Origin of the sequence: Photorhabdus aegyptia, assembly GCF_000612035.1 — a bacterium.
GTDB classification, from domain to species: domain Bacteria; phylum Pseudomonadota; class Gammaproteobacteria; order Enterobacterales; family Enterobacteriaceae; genus Photorhabdus; species Photorhabdus akhurstii.
Genome location: NZ_JFGV01000009.1, coordinates 37,439 through 53,944, shown reverse-complemented (window position 1 = coordinate 53,944; position 16,506 = coordinate 37,439). Strand labels below are relative to the sequence as shown.

The window sequence follows — 16,506 nt, the reverse complement described above, 5'->3', positions numbered from 1 at the left end:
ACGGGTAAAAAGTAGATTTAGAAAAGCTCTTATTGATGGATGAAACCTGTAACTAACATTCTGCTGATCCAGCATGAAAACTTCGTACAAGCAACCCGTGGTGTTCCATGATTTCTTTATTAGTACAGCAACCGATGCCTGACGATGATGAAACCCATAGCGCTTTTATTCTGTCCAACATTGATGGTGATAAAAACAAACTGAAAGTTATTACCCTCTGGCTAGATGACCTGAGAAACAACACTATGGTGACAGTGTTGATACAGTGGTTTGAGACGTACAATGGCAATCCTTAATGAACATAGCAGAAAATACGAACTTCATCCGTAGATAAACATCTCACACGTTCATGATCTCTGTTCCATCCTGTGTGCAGAAAGGCGTTACGTTAGATGATGATGTATATATTTAATAGTTATTATGATTTACATGGTCGCAGCCATATTAGAAAATTTTAGTTCGCTTGGTTTATTATTCACTGCGCTTAGCGAGGGTAAGCAAAAGGATGCACTGATTAATTGGATGAAAACATTCTTTCAGATTCTTATGCCCACTATATTTCTTGATACCCCAATAATCGTAACGTTCATGGATGTTTTTCAGATGAGGACGATGGTGTGTCTTGACAACCATAATAATACGATGCCCCCAGCCGGTAAAAAACTAATACAACTAAAATAAATCACACTCTCGAATCAGCTAATGAATAGTACTTTTCCTCACCACTGCTAATGAGACCTTGGAGACATTTAATAATTTATATGTACGTAAACGTACCGCTCAGATATCTGACAGATGAGCAAAAGGAGCAGGCGTGCCGGATAAACTCGACCTGTCGGGCAATGCTGGTTTATTTTACCGTAACTACACTGAAAATATCCGATCTCCAGACGGGCCTATCATTTATTCGGTATCAACGGAAACCCTGGAGACCCTTTAACTACTTATGTCATTTTGCACCATTTGACAGGGCATAACACCCGATATGCAGGCAGCCTCTGATAAAGGAATTTCAGGAGCCATCTGTACCAATCTCGATATACTTGATACTCGTATGCACAAGGTGAGGTTTAGGCATGGACCACAGATTGCCGAATCAAAATCATAGGTGTTGACCATCCACCAAAGAGCGGGCAGACCATTGTCTATCAGAACTACGGCTCGACGATTTGTCATATAACCCTAGTAATTAAGTGCAGCCGAATTCTGACAGAATGTACAGTCGTCTTCTGAAAATAACCAAAAAACCTCCCTCGTTTGTTGAGGACGAAAGTGATTTTTCTTCATTACTACAACGGTCTTAGAGTATGAATATGCTACTCAACCATTCCCCCTTGTCGGACGATACCTGACCCTCACTCAGTTTTCCTACCGTTTTTCTGCTACGTTCTACCAATGACTCGCAACTGATGAATAATGGCAATGGCATGGATGAGTATTACGTAACTTAAAAAACGGGAAGTATGAGGAAAATTCAAAAAATCCAGGCCGGTCATGCCAGCCTATATATGATAATAGGGATTGGATCAGTTCTATTCGGAGGAAAGTGATTTGTCTTTGTTATAAGACTCAAAAATTTCCTGTACCACTTTGTCTATACGAAATTGTAGGTCTTTATCAAGACGAGAAAACTCATAAACAAGAGTTCTGTTTTTCGGGTTTTCTTTGCGTCGTGCATAAATACGCTTATCTTCAAACTCGCTCAGAAGGGTAACCACTTCGGGACTTACAGGACGTGGGGCTCTACGGGCCAACTTCACATCGCGGAAGTGATTCATGATCGCATTTTTTACAGCATCCGGAGCTTCTTCCTTAACCTCAGCCTTCTCCATTTCAGTTTGCACCTCGGCCAGAATATCATCCAGTGACAGCTGACGTTTTGTAATCTCTTCAGCCATATCTAGCAAAAATTTATAATCTGTCAGTGTCAGTTCTGAGACAATTGGGAAGAAGGCTATCATTTCAGTCGGGACAGAAGCAGCTTGGAACGCTCGTGTAACTTTCGCAGCAGAAACACCTTCAGCTTTGGCGATTTCGCGCCGCGTCATACCATTATCCTCCATAAACTTGAAGCGCATTCCCAGCTCACGTAGGTTATGCTCTTTGGCAGTCTGGAGATCAGCGGCCAGCTGGCGAGCATCCTGCACATTAATATTTTCAGAGGCTACCAGCACATCTAAACCGATCCCCTTAACGAGACAAGCAGCACGACGGCGAGAACCATCCAGAATCTCAATTTTTTCTTCAACTTTCCGGCCAATCGCCGGGAAAAACTGTTGCAGATGTATCGTTCTGAGAATGTCTTGCAAGGACTCCTCAGTCAGCGTGCTCTGGTCACGGCCGTTAATGGTCGGATCAGCAAAAGTCTTCTCTTTTAGTTCATTGGCATAAATATGCTGACGAGTAAAAACTACCTTTTTCCCGGAGGCCAACGTAAATGTACGACTTTCAACTTCTTGAGCATTCAGCATGCTGTTCAGGGGAGAATTCCCCATTTTGCGGCCTATTTCCTCAATAGGTTTACTCGCGGTTACTCCTTTTTCCTCAATAGATTTACTCACGGTTGCTCCTTATGTACTCAATTCTGTCAAATACGGCTCTAACAAACATATCGGCTTGATTTTTAGCATTTCTTAGTGCATCCGCGCTTCCCGGATACAATGCAGGGTTAGCACTGATCACCGTATCAAATGATTCACCGCAGCGCTCAAATCCATCCAGTCGGGGAAGTGACGCATCAAGCATTGAAGCAGTGAAGACCTCACGAGCATAGCTCTGAGACGTCTGGTGATCGTATTTGGTACCCATTTTTGACATAAAGCCGATATTGCCACGTAAGCGTAATTCAACCCCTTCATTCTCAATACACTCTACCATTTCCGGTAGGCGGGTTAGGTATTTCATTGTAGAGTGGAAGTCTACTTGTGCTGGCGGTGTCGGAGTCAGTAAAATGTCACTGGCCGCAATAGCATTGAGCATAAACGCGTCAAGATGCGGTCCAGTATCAATGAGAATAAAATCGTAGTCTTTAGACAGGCGATCAATAATAGTTTTACGCAACACTTCTGACGGAGTCATGCCGGGCAAGTATTGTTGAACCAGTTGGTTCCATTCACTCGCGACAAATGCATCATCAATAGATGCCGGTATAACATCCACTCCAGGTATCACGGTCGGGCGAACAAACTGTTCAAGCAACTGTTCACGGCTTACATTGTTAAGCATTGCCTGTGCGGAAGTTTCCAGTACCGAGCCAATACTATTGTGATGGCTCAGGAACATGGTGCCGGAGGCCTGCGGGTCCATATCAATGACAAGAATACGCAAATCATTATAAATTAAAGAAGGAAGAGTTCGTAAACCGTGCGCAAGCGTAACTGTAGATACAGTCTTCGAAACCCCACCTTTAAGACTAACCACAAAGATAGTAAAGGCTTCACCCCATTTATTCCTGTAGGCCGGAACATTGCGGTGTTTATAAATATCGATCACATTTTGAAGTGTTAATGCATACTGATATATGGAACCAGCCTGACGTCTGCCAAACTTATAACCTTTCTCTTCCATTTCAGCAACAGCCTGATCCACGTAACGGCGATTCAGCATAGGCATTTTCGCAACTGTACCTTTAGTGAATGTTTGATAATACTCTGTTTGATTAAGCTCTATTCGCTGTTGCTCGATCTGCTTGCTAAGACCATGCAGCATTATCTCCGCTCGCTTCGCGGTATCTAAAATTCCACCATAGCTCTTTTTCATATGTGCATTTTCCCACGAAATGTACAAGTTAATTGTACATTTTTTTGTGATTTTTCATTACTTTTATGTACTGTACAGTGTTTTTGTGTACTGTACAGTGTTTTTGTGATTTTTACATAAAAATATGTACAAATTAAAAAATATGTTACACAGCTCGTATTTTCACCGCAGATAGATTTTTTGACAAACTTAGTCAAAAAACTCTTTAACCGGTGAATGTCGAGAGGGATACCGGTACTATCAGACTTTAGTGGATATAGGCCGTTGTCCCAAATAATCATGATCCGCTAGAAAGTGCAGCGCCGGAATCAGCATTTGCTCAGTGACAGGACGTTGGATGATCTGACGCACATGTTCAATGTGGTGATACGTGGATGGGTGAATTACTACAGTGCCTTTTAAGGGATTTTAGGCGCAGTGGAACAAAAAGCGCTTAAAATTCATTTCTCCTCTGGTAATGGAAACGCCTCAGAGCATCTCTGAGACGTTTTTTATAGAAAAAGAAATCATCCTTTTAACGTGATAGCGTGTTACTAGTCTCTGAAAAATTAGATTTTTGGATACTTATTCTCGGTCAGATCCTTTTTGGTGCTAGATATCAGCTCAGCAAGACGAATCTCACCATAACGACCAATAAAATCATTCAAAGCGTCGCTGCCTGATTTTTCAACTCCCTCCAGCGTGGTGGAGAGCAAATCTATCGGGCAAACCATCCACCCTGTTTCCTCATGGGTGACGACATGGTGAAGATCATCTATGGATCGAGTTACCAAAAATCGCTCTGGTGCACCCGACACCAAACGAGAGAAAGAGGCCAGACACAACGTTTCCTGCATACCATCTACGGTAGCCACTTTAACCAAAGAGAACATATTACCCCACAGAGTGAAAATAAACCGGACAATCCCGGTAAAAAAATCTCATAATTGCTAGATAACCACAATACAGCTGGATAAAAACGAACTGAGAATCAATATTTCCCACCATTCAGCTACCGAACACCAAAAAAATGATGAAATAAGCTAGTCAATGTCTCAATGCTGATCGCATTCATGGTACAAACCGCCAGGAAAACCAGAGAGACAATAAACCAGAAGCGCAAACTCGGCACAGTAATCTTGTAACCCATCAGTTGCATATTATCTTGAGTCATGCTCTTTTCCTCTTCCGATAGTATTAGTGAATAAAGTAATACGGCATAATGACACACAGACATATTCACCCAATCAAGACGGGTGACGAAATTTTTGAATTGTTGGTATACCGATTATTCCGACTGTGTGTATCCGTTTGGTATTCCCAAAATGGGTATGTAGTCCGCTTACCGCGCTCCCTGATACCTGAATCCTGAACACATTCGGCCACTGTTGCTTGCCAGCTATTCATTCAAACAACCTTTCACAAGTCATATCAACAAATTGATGGGGAATACTCATGGTTTTCAATTAAAACTTGGAGTAGTGTGGGGCAGTCCCAGAGATAGTGCTATGTCTAGCCAATATTTGTATCAGACTCTCCACACTCTTTTTCAATTCTCTTTGGTTAGGGGCTAAGCCCCTGCTGAATGGGAAAAACCAAAACCTCAACCGAACCTGAGCTGAATTCACAGCCAAACCTAGACATGTGGCACCAGGATCTCACCCCGCTCATCTTCGCCATGTCTATCATAACCTACCTGCTTCAACTGACATTAAATCCTACGCTTGTTTACAAGCCCGTGTCATTGTTGCTGATACACTGTCGTATCGTTTGTTGCTTGAGTTTTTTACATCGACAACAGCGCTATAGTAACAAAGCCCTAAATATCCTCGGAGGAAAATACTCTTTTCCGGGTCACTGACCACGTGCAAGATTCTACTTCATTTGCCAATACCGAATGCGTCAATCACTCATACTTAACCATCCATACCGATATCGCTCCGATTAAAAACAAAAATCACACTTAAACCCTATTGTTCGCTTTATTTACTGTTTCACGCTGAACTATTGCAAAATTCAAACCTGAGTATTCTTTGTTTCTCTGCGTATACACATCCCTGGAAAAAACCACCGCTGAAATTCCCGATTCATTCCGAAGACCGATCACCGCTTTAAACGCTGCTGGTTGCCCGAAGTCTCACTAACTGTGGAGAGTTTTTTGAAAGGTAATGACTTGAACCGGGACGGTGCCCGGTTAGTTATTTGTGTTGCTATCAGTGCATTTTATTTACCAACTCTTTGATTGAGGCGCTGATGTTAATTGACCAAACAGACACCTAACCGGATGTGGTCACGAGTTTCGTAAGCAAATCTTGATCCCATCGATCGGCTTGAGGGACGTAGATAACCGAATTTTTCGGCACTCCCTTAACTTATGTCTTCACTTGCTCCAGTGATGAAACCAGTTCATTTAGCACCAAGATATTAGTGATTTTTTTGTTCGACATTATCTACTCCATCGATAATGCAGATCCGGCCAGAATTTCACGCAAAGCTTTTACCCTCCATAACAGTGCCTTAGTTTTTGTACCTACTTCCTATCTGGCAAATAGATTACATACTTGATTCATCAGTTTTCCCTATTACAACAGCTTTTTGTTCTCTGTAATTCGACGTGAAATTAACTGGCGAATTGAACGGTTCTTTTTGAGCTCTGCACGAAGGGTAGTTAATTGTGCTTCGTACATCACTATCAAACTGAGTTCTCTCGGACCCGCATCTTTGAATTTGGATACCGGGTATGTTTCCCCCTTGTTGATTGTCAGGTACTTCGGAACAACACGGTAGATATCACCGCCAGCTTTTCGAAAAGGCGTCATTCGTGCCCAGCGGATCCTGATCGTTGATTCTTGTTTGACCACATTGAATGAGTACCGGGCTTTTTCATCTTCACTGGTAGCACTCGACCAGTATTCGGAACGCAATTTAGTTGCCTCATCTAGAATTTTATCAGCGGCCTGATCCAGTGCATTTCGCGCTTTTTCCAACGCTTTGATATAACCCTCAATGTCCATCATAACCCCCCCATATTTCAGATGATGGAATTCTTCAAAAAAACAGTATTACTATTATTACGCCAGTTTAGTTATCTTCTGCATAAAAGAAGGATTGTATTTTTTCGGTATCATGCAGTCGTACAACCCGCTTTGTAGCATTAGGCAGAATACTATTATTACCAAAAGTGATCTAAATTGGCATTTCTATAAAAAACATGTTTTCTGGAGAGAGGCAGAATACCGACTGAATTAGGTAAACCAATTTTAAATTTCAGACTCATAGTTGAGCTGGTAGGAGTTTGCCGTGTAGAAAGGTGACTAAGATCACGAAATAAGAGTGTAGTTTCAATAAAATTTTTAATTGTTTTTAATCAAATATTAATTTAAATAAACTTTCATTTGGCTATCTAGATGTCTCTAAAAACCCATTCCTGATTGATCTCTAAACGATATTTTTTGAGTAAATAATAACTAAAATAAATTTCGTTAGGTGCAGAATTGATGGTACAACAAAGATTATAAAACTAATAGAAACGAGATCTTACGATGGAGTTCTTGTACATGGATTATGGATATATTTATACATGAAATGTTGCTAAATAAGTACATGCATAAAGTCCTTTTTTGCACATTGTTTATTGCTAGATTTGTACGTTTTAAATGCACAGATCTGGTCTTAAAACAAGCCTCATTTCGCGTCATTTTGCGGTCAAAAAAAATGGAAATGCAAGATGAAATGAATATTATGTTGCTGAATATAAACAAAATTAAACTATTTTGGGGGGAGATGTTCATCTAGCATTTCTGCCTAATTTCTCGCTGTGGGGGCGAGTGGTGGAAATCAAAATGGTGAGCATCATAATGATTATTTGTTAATGAAAGGTTAACTAATGAGCGATAGTAAGCTGATTGTATGTGCAGTAAACATCGGCTATAGCAACGTAAAGACAGAAATGTATTTGGCATTGTACTTTAGGGCACTGGCAAAGATATCAAAAAAAGTGGGGACTGAGATTGATTTGCTGGTAACGGGGCTTCCGGTACGTCTGGCACAGAATGAAAGTGAGAGTAGTAAGTTAACGGCACGTCTGACAGGCACGTTCGCCATCAATCCCAAACTGGCAGTTATAGTAAAAAAAGTCATGGTCCTTCCTCGGGGTGTCGGTGTCATCAACGGTACCACCAACCGTGATAATCTAATCACAGAAGATGAATTGGTTCCTCTTTTGAAACGAGCAGTTCCACAGATTGTGGGCGATGTTGTGAAAAAAAACCGTAAAAATATCCGTTCACTGGGAGCAATCCATGTAATTGCGGCTACTAGTGGAGGTACAGCTTTTTACGAAAACGTGATACACGAATTCTTTCCACACGCGAAAATTGTATCCAATCCGGACCCGGTAGCGGTAGCCAGTAATCAGATTGGCTTTTGGAGCTATGGTGTGAACGGCATGTTTTACGGCGACAAATAAATCAAGGGGGCTCCATGCAGGTCAGAGCAACAATCAATAGATTGCTGTTTCCAGAGCTGGTTGAGTACCTTGAATCATTCCCAAGTGGGCAAAGAAGTAGTGCCCTGGTTGCATTAGCAAACAGAGCCTACTTTGGGGGAAGTAGTCGTATTGCTACCCCACAACCTAAAAGAGCGACATGCAAACTGAAGCGTTCTAAGGGGAAAACCCATAAAACCGCCGATCCGGGGAATTCAGCAGCAACCAACACCCAACTACAAAAACTATCAACAAATGAAGATTCGGAGGAGTTAAATGAAATGCTTCGTCAAAAGGATGAGGCAGATGTAGTAGAAAGTAATATTCAAGCCCAACCTGTTAATAAAGTAGTATCGAAAGGAAGTATTGAGTCTTCAAATCAGTGTGGGACTGACTGAGAAGAGCGAGGCAGGAAGCAAAAATGATACTTTGGTATCTGATGGTAGCTCACCATTAGAGGGGAATACCGAAGCTGTTAAAATGACGGAAAAGAATGCAGATGCCTAAAATAAACCACCGAGGAAACGCCTTCGGATAGGTTAATGGCCCTGCATTGGGGGTTAAAATGCAGAATCTCGTTAAAACCGGTATGGTGGCAGTTCTGTGTATCAGTCTGAGTCAGCAGGCCAGCGCTGGTATTATTGATCTGCGCAAAACTTCGTGGGAAAAATACGCTAAAGCTGAATGTGGGCTTGATCCATATCTTCTGTACGCAGTTGCACTTTATGATAGTCGTCAGAGCACAGGTGAAAAAGGGTATATAGCACCCAGTCCGTGGGCCTTAAACAATCCTGTTTACGGTTCTTACTATCCAATAAATTATGCGGACGCTAAACGAGCTCTTGCTCGCTATCTTGCCGCGTCTCCAGTAACCGATATCGGTATCTCTCAGATCAACTACCGTTGGAACGGTCACTACGTCAATAAGCCAGAAGATCTTTTGGATGTAGATATCAACATCCGCGTAGGAGCTAAAGTATTGTGCAATGCGATCGATTCTATGCCAAATGACATCGTACTTGCCATTGGTAGTTATCACACACCAAATCCAGCCTTGCGTGATAAAGCACGCAACTACGGGGAAAATGTGCTACGGATTTGGAAAAGGCTGATTGAAAATGGTTAATGAAAATATTTCGTTTATGAATTGTGCAATATCGATCGAAACACGCATGCAGTCTTACTACAACAGCCCGTTCTCAATGTCGGCTGAGGACCGGGAATTTTTGAAGGATAAGCAAAATCAAATTCGTCTGATTAAGGCTGTCTCAGAATATGACTTACCTGTCTTTGTCATTGGTCATGATCCGGAGTGTAAGAATCGTGAAATAGATAATTTCGTCCGACATGATTCATTCATTTTGCGTCTGGCACTGTTAGTACTCAGTGTACGTTTGAACATTCACAACGGTACCCGAGCCCAGTCCTTCTATTGGATGTGTTCTGAAGAAGCCGTGTCCTTTATTGAACGCTTAGATGATATGCAGACCATCGACGCGATCATTAGAGGCGAGTTGTACTTCAAACCGGTTCGCCCGCTGCCTGAACTTGCTGAAGGCGATTGGAGCTCAATCTTTGGAAACGATAAGCCTCACATGGAATTAGCGGCATACCTGCAATTACGTTATGAAGATTGGAGCAACTGAAGATGAAAGCAGCGTTAGTGAAAGATGAAGATGTCTATGCAATGACTCAACGTATGGTTAAGTTGGGTTTTAGGAAGAAGGTGATTATCCATTCATTGAATACCAGTGACCGTCTTATTGACTACCTGAAAAAGGAATTCGGTTCGAAGGAAGTTTCCATTGGCCGTTTGAAGCAGTCAGAAACCTTTTTGAGTTCTATGGCTAAAAAAGTCGAAGCCACAAATTTTATGAGTATTTATCTGCGCAGAGCAAAAGACCCAGCGAACACTGATAACATCCTGGATGTTGTTGATAGTTTTGAAATTTACCGCGAACTGAATATTAAGTTCCGTCCCGCTCAAGCGCGGGCAATGATGCTGGATCCGAACGAAGCGTGGATATTGGCGAGAGACTTTCGTTCAGAAGAAATCAGAATGGTTAAATGCAACAAATGTGGGATGTATTTCATTTCGCTCTACAGTTGCGAAAGGACATATAAAAAGCATCAGTGTCCGTTTTGTAATGAAGCTGAGATGAATAAAGAGTGACAGAAAGCAATTAGCTGGGAAACAAAATCCACGCTTTTTATAGTTTTTTTCAGTGACTTTTTTAGCCGAGACACTTCGTCCCCTAAATGGGGAGGGTTAGTATGATGACTAAGAATGTTTATGAGCATGAACTACGATAAGGTATAACTGATGAAAAAACTTCTGAGCATCACCTTGGTATCTATGGCTCTGGCTGGCTGTGCTAACGTTCCTCCAACAATGCCGGTGGATAGTAATCCTTCAAAGGCACTTCAGTTTGCACGGGCAATGGATCTGCGCCAAATCACTGACGCAGGGGATAATTACGTTGTTTATAACGGGATGACCGATAAGGGCAAGATTGTTCCTCTCAAGGTACCGGTACGTCCGAGCCAGAAAGGGACGGGTAACTACGGTGGTGTAACCGCAGATATCGCAGCGGGTTTTGCTACTCACACAGCATTTATTCCAGTTCTCTCCGTGCTGACGGCTCATACTCCTGCTCCTGTGGTGGATGGCATGGCACGCGTTGGGTCATGGAATAATATGATGGCTACGGGAAACTATCAGCAAATTGAACCGATTGTGAGGAAAACGCTAAAGTCTATGCATGGGTACATACCTGGACCGGTCTGTGGCGATAATAAGAGTGTTGGTTCAACACTAATTAAACGCCCTGCTCAGAACGGTGAATGGGTTTCATATGAAGACGTGATTCCAACATTGCCTTCGCCTCCGATAGTAGTAGATGGTAAAGCCAGTTTTTTCCTGCTGAGTAACTGCTTCTTCAAATACTCAAGTCAGGCTGATAACGTACCGTTTGTAAAACAAATGAGCGTAGAGCTTGGCCCAAGTCGTGCCGTTTTCCTTCCGGGTTCACATGAGCATCCACCGATGGTTTTCCATAATGGTGAAACCTATTACTTCAACAGACCGTAGGTAAAAAAACGCTCGAATGGCTAATGCCGATCAGTTAAGGATCAGTTGACTGATCCAGTGGCTGTGTAAGAATCCGGAAATGCTCCCCGTTTCCGGATTTTTTTACGCACATTGCTCAGGCTCTTGACCTTATTTCCTATTACGGTACCACACGTAATGCATTGGCTTTTTATGTTATTTCCTTAATCCGGAGTTTATTGCCCGCTGCCTCGCTGAATCCGGCCCGGTGACATTACTCAACCGTCCCTTTGTTGCACCTAGCGCTGTGTTATACAGACCCATCAGAGACTGGGAGCGATGCCGTTCGTTGTGTCTTTACGCAAACTGCACAACTGTGGCATGGCTCAGTCACACATCCTCGCTGGTGTGGTCTGGCGAACTCCGGATACACCTGAAAATGATACGGCTTTCCCTTGTCAGACATACTGCGGCCAACCGAAGATTTATCTCTAGGTGAAAATAGTCTGCCAGATGACGCTGACCAGCCACCTGTTAACCTCAACCGCCTTCGGCACGATGAAAGAAAGTGAAATCAGATGATAAAGATGGTGGTTGATGGCCGAATCAACTGAGCTTCTCAGAATCGTGCGGCATGGTAATGAGGATGCTGATGCGAGATCTGGAAAGTATAGCGCAGTTAGTGAAATTACCGACAAGGAGGGAAAGGCCATATAAATACAGAAAACAGCCAGTCAGTTGCTTAACTGACTAGCATTACTCCCTAGGCGGTGGTTTAAAGATGACAATTAAAAGAAACATCATTTGTAAAATATAAGCACAATGAAGATACTCACGGTCTATTTTCAATAGCCTATTAATCTATTTGAACTTTCTAAAAATATATCAATGCGCCGATTTTCTGTATTTATTTCATGTTGCACAGACATAGTGACTTCCAATTCTATTAGACGGTAGGCATTCTGGGTTTGGTAAATAATTTTTATGAATAAATCGCCCTTCATATGAGTTTTTCAGTTATAACAATGAAAATCTACAAATTGACCTTTATTCAACATCAAATACAACCAGGTAAATGGTACCAGATTTCGCTGACGTTCCTTCGTTACGGTCATGGAAATACCTAATTTCCCCATTTACCGGCGTATCATGTAAGATTGGCTTAAAGTGGAATGATAGGGCATGGAATTCGATCACTGGTGTAACATTTCACACTTCCATACCTGAACTACCCAGGATATTTGTAGCCTTTGCAAAAGCTATCAGAAATGATGGAATCTCCGTTCCAACACTCTATGGCGGTAAAAGCAATTTCCGTTAAACTGCGCCGATATACCTGTTGATTTGGATAAACTAGATGATTTAGCGCATAGCCAAATTACTCCGCAAAAAGATATCAATCCACAAATACTAAAAAATGGGGATTATTCAAAGCCAACTAGTAGAATCAGGAGAATCAGGAGAATCAGGAGAATCAGGAGAATCAGGAGAATCAGGAGAATCAGGAGCATCAGGAGAATCAGGAGAATCAGGAGAATCAGGAGCATCAGATTATCATTTTACTCAGCCTTGGACAGAAAAAATTTATCATGACAACACTGACTCAAACAATTCAATAGCCCTCTAAGCAGCACGGCGGTAAAGCAATAATAATTTTTGGATATCGGGTGGAAGAACAAGATTTGTATGTATCTCTTGAATCTGAACCAGCCGATATTTCTAAGTAGGTTAACGAAAAACGTAAAGAATTTGCAGATGAAATGGAATTGGTTTTGGTACCTAAAGACATGACATGATCTACGGCATAAATCTGAAATCTCACACAATTCCGATATCTTGTTTCATTGTACACCTTGATGTATTCATCATGGCTCACTAAAGTCTATTTGGAGAAGGCATCCATTGCATTATTTCATAATAGCAATACAGTTTATCTATTTGACTAATATCTGGATGTTTTGAACTGATACTTGGTAAATCGTACCAGCTTAAAATTCTACCATGAAAATTTCTTAACTCTTGTTACATAAAATGTAAAGTAAAGTGGTTTACAATCTTTAATACAATTCTTATGTAATCATGTTTTGGAAAAATTTTCACCTCTAGTACAGCCTTATTAAACATTAAATACATTTATCATTATGGGTATTTATAGTTATGATGTACTTAATATTTTAATATCAGTTAATTAACAAAATTTAAATAATTAATATTATAATGTGACCTATCTCAAGGAAAGTGTAGGAATAATATGTATGATTGAATCATTGATTTAATAAAATTTTAACTATACGGTGTTAATCTGTTTAGTTAAACTGGCTTGAGTGTGAGTTAATAGTTATAGTTACTTATTGATGAATGGGCTGTTTATGAGTATTGCGTTTACATCTAAATTAAAGATTGAAGCAGTGGTCAACGGCTTACCAACGGTTCCGGCTGATAGCAAGTTCCGTCTTTTATATCATAATGCGCAGAATAGTAATTGGAACCCAAATCTAGACATAGATTGGATTGAAGATATTGGGTATGGTTCAGTTATATCCAACACCAATCATGCAGCTTTATCGGAATTCGCAAAATTCCAGAAAAAAGATACCAAGACATTATTTTCTCAATTCCAATGGGAGCTACAGTTTTGGTTAGTGTGTCAATTTTTGTATGGCGAACAAGCGGCACTAGTCGGAACTTCAGCTCTGGCAATGATTTTGGCAGATAATGATCAAAAATTAGTTTGCTCAACACAAATTGCCGATGAAGCAAGACATGTCTTAACTTTTAGCAGATATGTAGACCGTTATATTAAGAAACCATACGGGATGTCAGCTCCACTCAAGAATTTGCTTAGTGATGCATTAAATGCGTTTAGCTGGGATATGAAAGTACTTGGAATGCAAATTATCGTTGAAGGACTGGCAGAAGCAACTTTTCGACTCGGTGCTGCAATGTTCCATGATCCGGTCATCAGACGCATTGTCGAATTAGTTTCTATAGATGAAAGTCGTCACGTTACGTTTGGTGTTCTATTATTGCGGAAATATTATCAAAATATTTCTTCTAGTGAAAAACGTATTCGAGAAGAGTTTGTACTTGATTGTGCGGAAGCAATTCAGAAAAGGTTTTTGTTGACGGATATTTGGGAACGTTTAGATATTCCCCAAAAGAGAGGAATTGACTTTGCAAAGCAATCTTCAGTTATGATTGATTTTAGGCGTACAGTATTTAGCAAAATTGGATTAGTATTGAGAAATTTAGATTTAATGAGTGACAATATGAGAATGAAGTTACAAAAAATGCAACTTTTACGGTAATCGATATTTCATACGTGAGCTTAATTCAGTAAGTAACAATAATAGCAACTTTGAATGAAAAGGGATAAGTGGTAACAATATTACGGAGAAGGGTGCTTGATGTATACCATGATTTAGGCATGTTACATACAAAATAAAAGGGCTTGTAAACTGTGATTAATGTTGAAAAACTAACAAAGTCTTTTGCAAAAAAGAAAGTGCTAGATGAAGTCTCTTTTAATGTTGCAGAAGGGGAGTCTTTCGCTATCCTCGGTCCTAATGGAGCTGGTAAAAGCACCGCGGTGAAAATACTTACGACTTGTCTTATACCTGATTCGGGAACTGTTAGAATTAATCGTTACGATTTACGAACTCAAGCATCAAAAATTCGTAAATGTATTTCAGTAGTGAGTCAAAATACTGCTCTCGATGAACAGCTTACTGCTGCGGAAAACTTATCTTTCTTTGGTAAATTATTTGGTATAAAGAGTAAGTATCTCAAACAGATTGTTCATCAACAGTTAGTAAATTTTAACCTTGTTGATGAAGGTCATAAACGAGTAAGTAATTTTTCAGGTGGGATGAAACGTCGTTTAGATCTCGCAGTCGGACTAATCAATCGCCCTAAAATATTATTCTTAGATGAACCGACGACAGGGTTAGATCCAATAAGTCGTCATGATTTATGGGAAACGGTCAAGGAATTAAAATCGAATAACACTACCATCATATTAACCACCCAATACTTGGAAGAAGCGGATCAATTAGCTGACAATCTAATTTTGATCAATGATGGTAAAATTTGTGCAAGTGGTAATCCCGAAAAATTAAAACACCAGTATGGTAAGTTTTCCGCATCTATTTATTTTTCTCATCATGAACGTTTAGCTGTTGCTCAACAGATTATGACTAAATTTGGTATTGTCTCTATAGATGCCAAACAGTTCTGTATTAATATCGTTTTAAATCATGGAGTGGCTTCATTTATTGAGTTGATGAAAAATCTTGATAAGGCAGCTATTGAACTTGCTGATGTGAAATTTTTTCGCCCTTCTCTTGATGATCTTTTCTGTAAAATAACGAGCGACTCTTAAAAAGAGCATAGCTTAGTGGGTTATTCTATTACCTACAATTTTAAAGAAGCACGAGGAGTTTATGATGTTATTAAGAAAGATTCCTAAGCTTTTACATCAACCAGGGTTTATTTGTTTAGGTACATTAACTGGTCGTGTATGTAAACACTTACAAATAAATATCGGACAATGGGTTAGTTCAATTATTTTCCCATTAGTATTTTGGGGATTATTTTCTTTAATTATGAGTAAGATCATGTTTCATGATGGATTTGATTATACTCAAATGTTACCTGCTTCTATTATTATTCAGGCTATCATATTCATTGCCATGGTAAATGCTTCTGCGATAGCAAAAGATCACCAATCTGGATTATATCAAAGACTTAAGTCGATGCCAGTCAGTCCAATTTCTATCATATTTTCTCGGGTATTTGGTGATATGATTAAAGGTATTATTGCTATTATCGTACTCACTTTTATCGGGTGGGTAAGTGGTATGCATTTTTACTCCGGATGGTATTCAATATTGCTCTTTACTCTTATACCACTTCTATTCCTGATCACTGTGAATCTTGGAATGGGAATTATAGGTCACTGGTTAAAGATACAAGAATCTACATCAGCCATCGTCTCTATAATATATGCTCCATTAATGATGATTTCAACAGCATTTTCTCCTCTTAAGTCTTTTCCTGAATGGATACAACCGATTGTTCATTATTCTCCAGTAACATCTGTTTTATCTGTGATGCGGTCAGTATTAAATGGGAAATCGAACACAGAGTTATATCTAATACCATTGATAAGTTTATTAGTGTTAACTATTATTTTTTCAGCTTTTCAATATTATATATTGAGAAGGAATTGAAA

Annotated in this window: 19 protein-coding genes and 1 pseudogene; 13 read left to right on the top strand and 7 right to left on the bottom strand. The window is 40.2% G+C overall.

Annotated elements, in window-relative coordinates:
* Window positions 1–107: 107 nt before the first annotated feature.
* Entirely contained in the window at window positions 108–296 is a 189-nt protein-coding gene (locus tag BA1DRAFT_RS04090) for a hypothetical protein (RefSeq protein ID WP_036776290.1), read from the top strand.
* A gap of 175 nt (window positions 297–471) precedes the next feature.
* Here the strand turns inward: BA1DRAFT_RS04090 and BA1DRAFT_RS23445 are convergent, their stop codons facing one another.
* The 3 genes from BA1DRAFT_RS23445 to BA1DRAFT_RS04075 form a co-directional block, all read right to left on the bottom strand.
* Window positions 472–633: a hypothetical protein gene (locus BA1DRAFT_RS23445; RefSeq protein WP_160169984.1), complete on the bottom strand. Its 162-nt coding sequence runs from the start codon at window positions 631–633 to the stop codon at window positions 472–474.
* Between the two features lie 899 nt (window positions 634–1,532).
* Window positions 1,533–2,495: a ParB family protein gene (locus BA1DRAFT_RS04080; protein ID WP_036776417.1), complete on the bottom strand. Its 963-nt coding sequence runs from the start codon at window positions 2,493–2,495 to the stop codon at window positions 1,533–1,535.
* A gap of 58 nt (window positions 2,496–2,553) precedes the next feature.
* Window positions 2,554–3,759, bottom strand: coding sequence for an AAA family ATPase (locus BA1DRAFT_RS04075; RefSeq protein WP_036776284.1), 1,206 nt, complete (start codon window positions 3,757–3,759; stop codon window positions 2,554–2,556).
* A 294-nt stretch (window positions 3,760–4,053) separates the two neighbouring features.
* Here BA1DRAFT_RS04075 and BA1DRAFT_RS24575 point away from each other — a divergent pair, with 294 nt between their 5' ends.
* Window positions 4,054–4,161, top strand: coding sequence for a group II intron maturase-specific domain-containing protein (locus tag BA1DRAFT_RS24575; RefSeq protein ID WP_072164755.1), 108 nt, complete (start codon window positions 4,054–4,056; stop codon window positions 4,159–4,161).
* Window positions 4,162–4,307: 146 nt separating this feature from the next.
* Here the strand turns inward: BA1DRAFT_RS24575 and BA1DRAFT_RS04070 are convergent, their stop codons facing one another.
* From BA1DRAFT_RS04070 to mobI, 4 genes are all read right to left on the bottom strand, one after another.
* The gene (locus tag BA1DRAFT_RS04070; RefSeq protein ID WP_036776281.1) at window positions 4,308–4,631 is read right to left on the bottom strand and encodes a hypothetical protein; all 324 of its coding nucleotides are present in this window, start codon (window positions 4,629–4,631) and stop codon (window positions 4,308–4,310) included.
* 119 nt (window positions 4,632–4,750) lie between these two features.
* Window positions 4,751–4,912 carry a hypothetical protein gene (locus BA1DRAFT_RS23440; protein ID WP_160169983.1) on the bottom strand — a complete coding sequence of 54 codons (162 nt, stop codon included), beginning with the start codon at window positions 4,910–4,912 and terminating at the stop codon, window positions 4,751–4,753.
* Between the two features lie 65 nt (window positions 4,913–4,977).
* Window positions 4,978–5,145: a hypothetical protein gene (locus BA1DRAFT_RS23435; protein ID WP_160169982.1), complete on the bottom strand. Its 168-nt coding sequence runs from the start codon at window positions 5,143–5,145 to the stop codon at window positions 4,978–4,980.
* Between the two features lie 1,175 nt (window positions 5,146–6,320).
* On the bottom strand, window positions 6,321–6,755 hold the full coding sequence (gene mobI, locus BA1DRAFT_RS04065) for a conjugative transfer protein MobI(A/C) (protein ID WP_152544270.1): 435 nt from the start codon (window positions 6,753–6,755) through the stop codon (window positions 6,321–6,323).
* An 869-nt stretch (window positions 6,756–7,624) separates the two neighbouring features.
* Here mobI and BA1DRAFT_RS04055 point away from each other — a divergent pair.
* The 11 genes and pseudogenes from BA1DRAFT_RS04055 (at window position 7,625) to BA1DRAFT_RS04015 (ending at window position 16,504) form a co-directional block, all read left to right on the top strand.
* Window positions 7,625–8,206 carry a ParM/StbA family protein gene (locus BA1DRAFT_RS04055; RefSeq protein ID WP_036776274.1) on the top strand — a complete coding sequence of 194 codons (582 nt, stop codon included), beginning with the start codon at window positions 7,625–7,627 and terminating at the stop codon, window positions 8,204–8,206.
* Window positions 8,207–8,220: 14 nt separating this feature from the next.
* Window positions 8,221–8,622: a hypothetical protein gene (locus BA1DRAFT_RS04050; protein ID WP_036776272.1), complete on the top strand. Its 402-nt coding sequence runs from the start codon at window positions 8,221–8,223 to the stop codon at window positions 8,620–8,622.
* Between the two features lie 167 nt (window positions 8,623–8,789).
* Entirely contained in the window at window positions 8,790–9,350 is a 561-nt protein-coding gene (locus tag BA1DRAFT_RS04045) for a transglycosylase SLT domain-containing protein (RefSeq protein ID WP_036776270.1), read from the top strand.
* On the top strand, window positions 9,343–9,870 hold the full coding sequence (locus tag BA1DRAFT_RS04040; RefSeq protein ID WP_036776267.1) for a hypothetical protein: 528 nt from the start codon (window positions 9,343–9,345) through the stop codon (window positions 9,868–9,870). The genes BA1DRAFT_RS04045 and BA1DRAFT_RS04040 overlap by 8 nt, the downstream gene beginning before the upstream one ends.
* 2 nt (window positions 9,871–9,872) lie before the next feature.
* A complete protein-coding gene (locus BA1DRAFT_RS04035; protein ID WP_036776265.1) occupies window positions 9,873–10,397 on the top strand; it encodes a FlhC family transcriptional regulator in 525 nt (174 codons plus the stop codon).
* Window positions 10,398–10,547: 150 nt separating this feature from the next.
* On the top strand, window positions 10,548–11,315 hold the full coding sequence (locus tag BA1DRAFT_RS04030) for a hypothetical protein (protein ID WP_036776263.1): 768 nt from the start codon (window positions 10,548–10,550) through the stop codon (window positions 11,313–11,315).
* A 71-nt stretch (window positions 11,316–11,386) separates the two neighbouring features.
* Window positions 11,387–11,846: pseudogene (locus BA1DRAFT_RS23890) on the top strand (IS4 family transposase); the annotation flags it as partial.
* 844 nt (window positions 11,847–12,690) lie between these two features.
* Window positions 12,691–12,900, top strand: coding sequence for a hypothetical protein (locus BA1DRAFT_RS22930; RefSeq protein WP_160169981.1), 210 nt, complete (start codon window positions 12,691–12,693; stop codon window positions 12,898–12,900).
* Between the two features lie 742 nt (window positions 12,901–13,642).
* Complete coding sequence (locus tag BA1DRAFT_RS04025) at window positions 13,643–14,581, top strand: ferritin-like domain-containing protein (RefSeq protein WP_051560651.1); 939 nt, start codon at window positions 13,643–13,645, stop codon at window positions 14,579–14,581.
* Between the two features lie 152 nt (window positions 14,582–14,733).
* Complete coding sequence (locus tag BA1DRAFT_RS04020) at window positions 14,734–15,654, top strand: ABC transporter ATP-binding protein (RefSeq protein WP_036776261.1); 921 nt, start codon at window positions 14,734–14,736, stop codon at window positions 15,652–15,654.
* Between the two features lie 61 nt (window positions 15,655–15,715).
* Entirely contained in the window at window positions 15,716–16,504 is a 789-nt protein-coding gene (locus BA1DRAFT_RS04015) for an ABC transporter permease (protein WP_082303627.1), read from the top strand.
* Window positions 16,505–16,506: the final 2 nt, after the last annotated feature.

What these genes read in the sequence shown, in the direction of transcription:
- BA1DRAFT_RS04015 (WP_082303627.1), top strand. Translation starts at nt 15,716, where the DNA reads ATGATGTTATTAAGAAAGATTCCTAAGCTTTTACATCAACCAGGGTTT.
- BA1DRAFT_RS04030 (WP_036776263.1), top strand. Translation starts at nt 10,548, where the DNA reads ATGAAAAAACTTCTGAGCATCACCTTGGTATCTATGGCTCTGGCTGGC.
- BA1DRAFT_RS04050 (WP_036776272.1), top strand. Translation starts at nt 8,221, where the DNA reads ATGCAGGTCAGAGCAACAATCAATAGATTGCTGTTTCCAGAGCTGGTT.
- BA1DRAFT_RS04040 (WP_036776267.1), top strand. Translation starts at nt 9,343, where the DNA reads ATGGTTAATGAAAATATTTCGTTTATGAATTGTGCAATATCGATCGAA.
- BA1DRAFT_RS04075 (WP_036776284.1), bottom strand. Translation starts at nt 3,759, where the DNA reads ATGAAAAAGAGCTATGGTGGAATTTTAGATACCGCGAAGCGAGCGGAG.
- BA1DRAFT_RS04070 (WP_036776281.1), bottom strand. Translation starts at nt 4,631, where the DNA reads ATGTTCTCTTTGGTTAAAGTGGCTACCGTAGATGGTATGCAGGAAACG.
- BA1DRAFT_RS04035 (WP_036776265.1), top strand. Translation starts at nt 9,873, where the DNA reads ATGAAAGCAGCGTTAGTGAAAGATGAAGATGTCTATGCAATGACTCAA.
- BA1DRAFT_RS04090 (WP_036776290.1), top strand. Translation starts at nt 108, where the DNA reads ATGATTTCTTTATTAGTACAGCAACCGATGCCTGACGATGATGAAACC.
- BA1DRAFT_RS04045 (WP_036776270.1), top strand. Translation starts at nt 8,790, where the DNA reads ATGCAGAATCTCGTTAAAACCGGTATGGTGGCAGTTCTGTGTATCAGT.
- mobI (WP_152544270.1), bottom strand. Translation starts at nt 6,755, where the DNA reads ATGATGGACATTGAGGGTTATATCAAAGCGTTGGAAAAAGCGCGAAAT.
- BA1DRAFT_RS22930 (WP_160169981.1), top strand. Translation starts at nt 12,691, where the DNA reads ATGGGGATTATTCAAAGCCAACTAGTAGAATCAGGAGAATCAGGAGAA.
- BA1DRAFT_RS23435 (WP_160169982.1), bottom strand. Translation starts at nt 5,145, where the DNA reads ATGAATAGCTGGCAAGCAACAGTGGCCGAATGTGTTCAGGATTCAGGT.
- BA1DRAFT_RS04055 (WP_036776274.1), top strand. Translation starts at nt 7,625, where the DNA reads ATGAGCGATAGTAAGCTGATTGTATGTGCAGTAAACATCGGCTATAGC.
- BA1DRAFT_RS23440 (WP_160169983.1), bottom strand. Translation starts at nt 4,912, where the DNA reads ATGACTCAAGATAATATGCAACTGATGGGTTACAAGATTACTGTGCCG.
- BA1DRAFT_RS04025 (WP_051560651.1), top strand. Translation starts at nt 13,643, where the DNA reads ATGAGTATTGCGTTTACATCTAAATTAAAGATTGAAGCAGTGGTCAAC.
- BA1DRAFT_RS04080 (WP_036776417.1), bottom strand. Translation starts at nt 2,495, where the DNA reads ATGGGGAATTCTCCCCTGAACAGCATGCTGAATGCTCAAGAAGTTGAA.
- BA1DRAFT_RS23445 (WP_160169984.1), bottom strand. Translation starts at nt 633, where the DNA reads ATGGTTGTCAAGACACACCATCGTCCTCATCTGAAAAACATCCATGAA.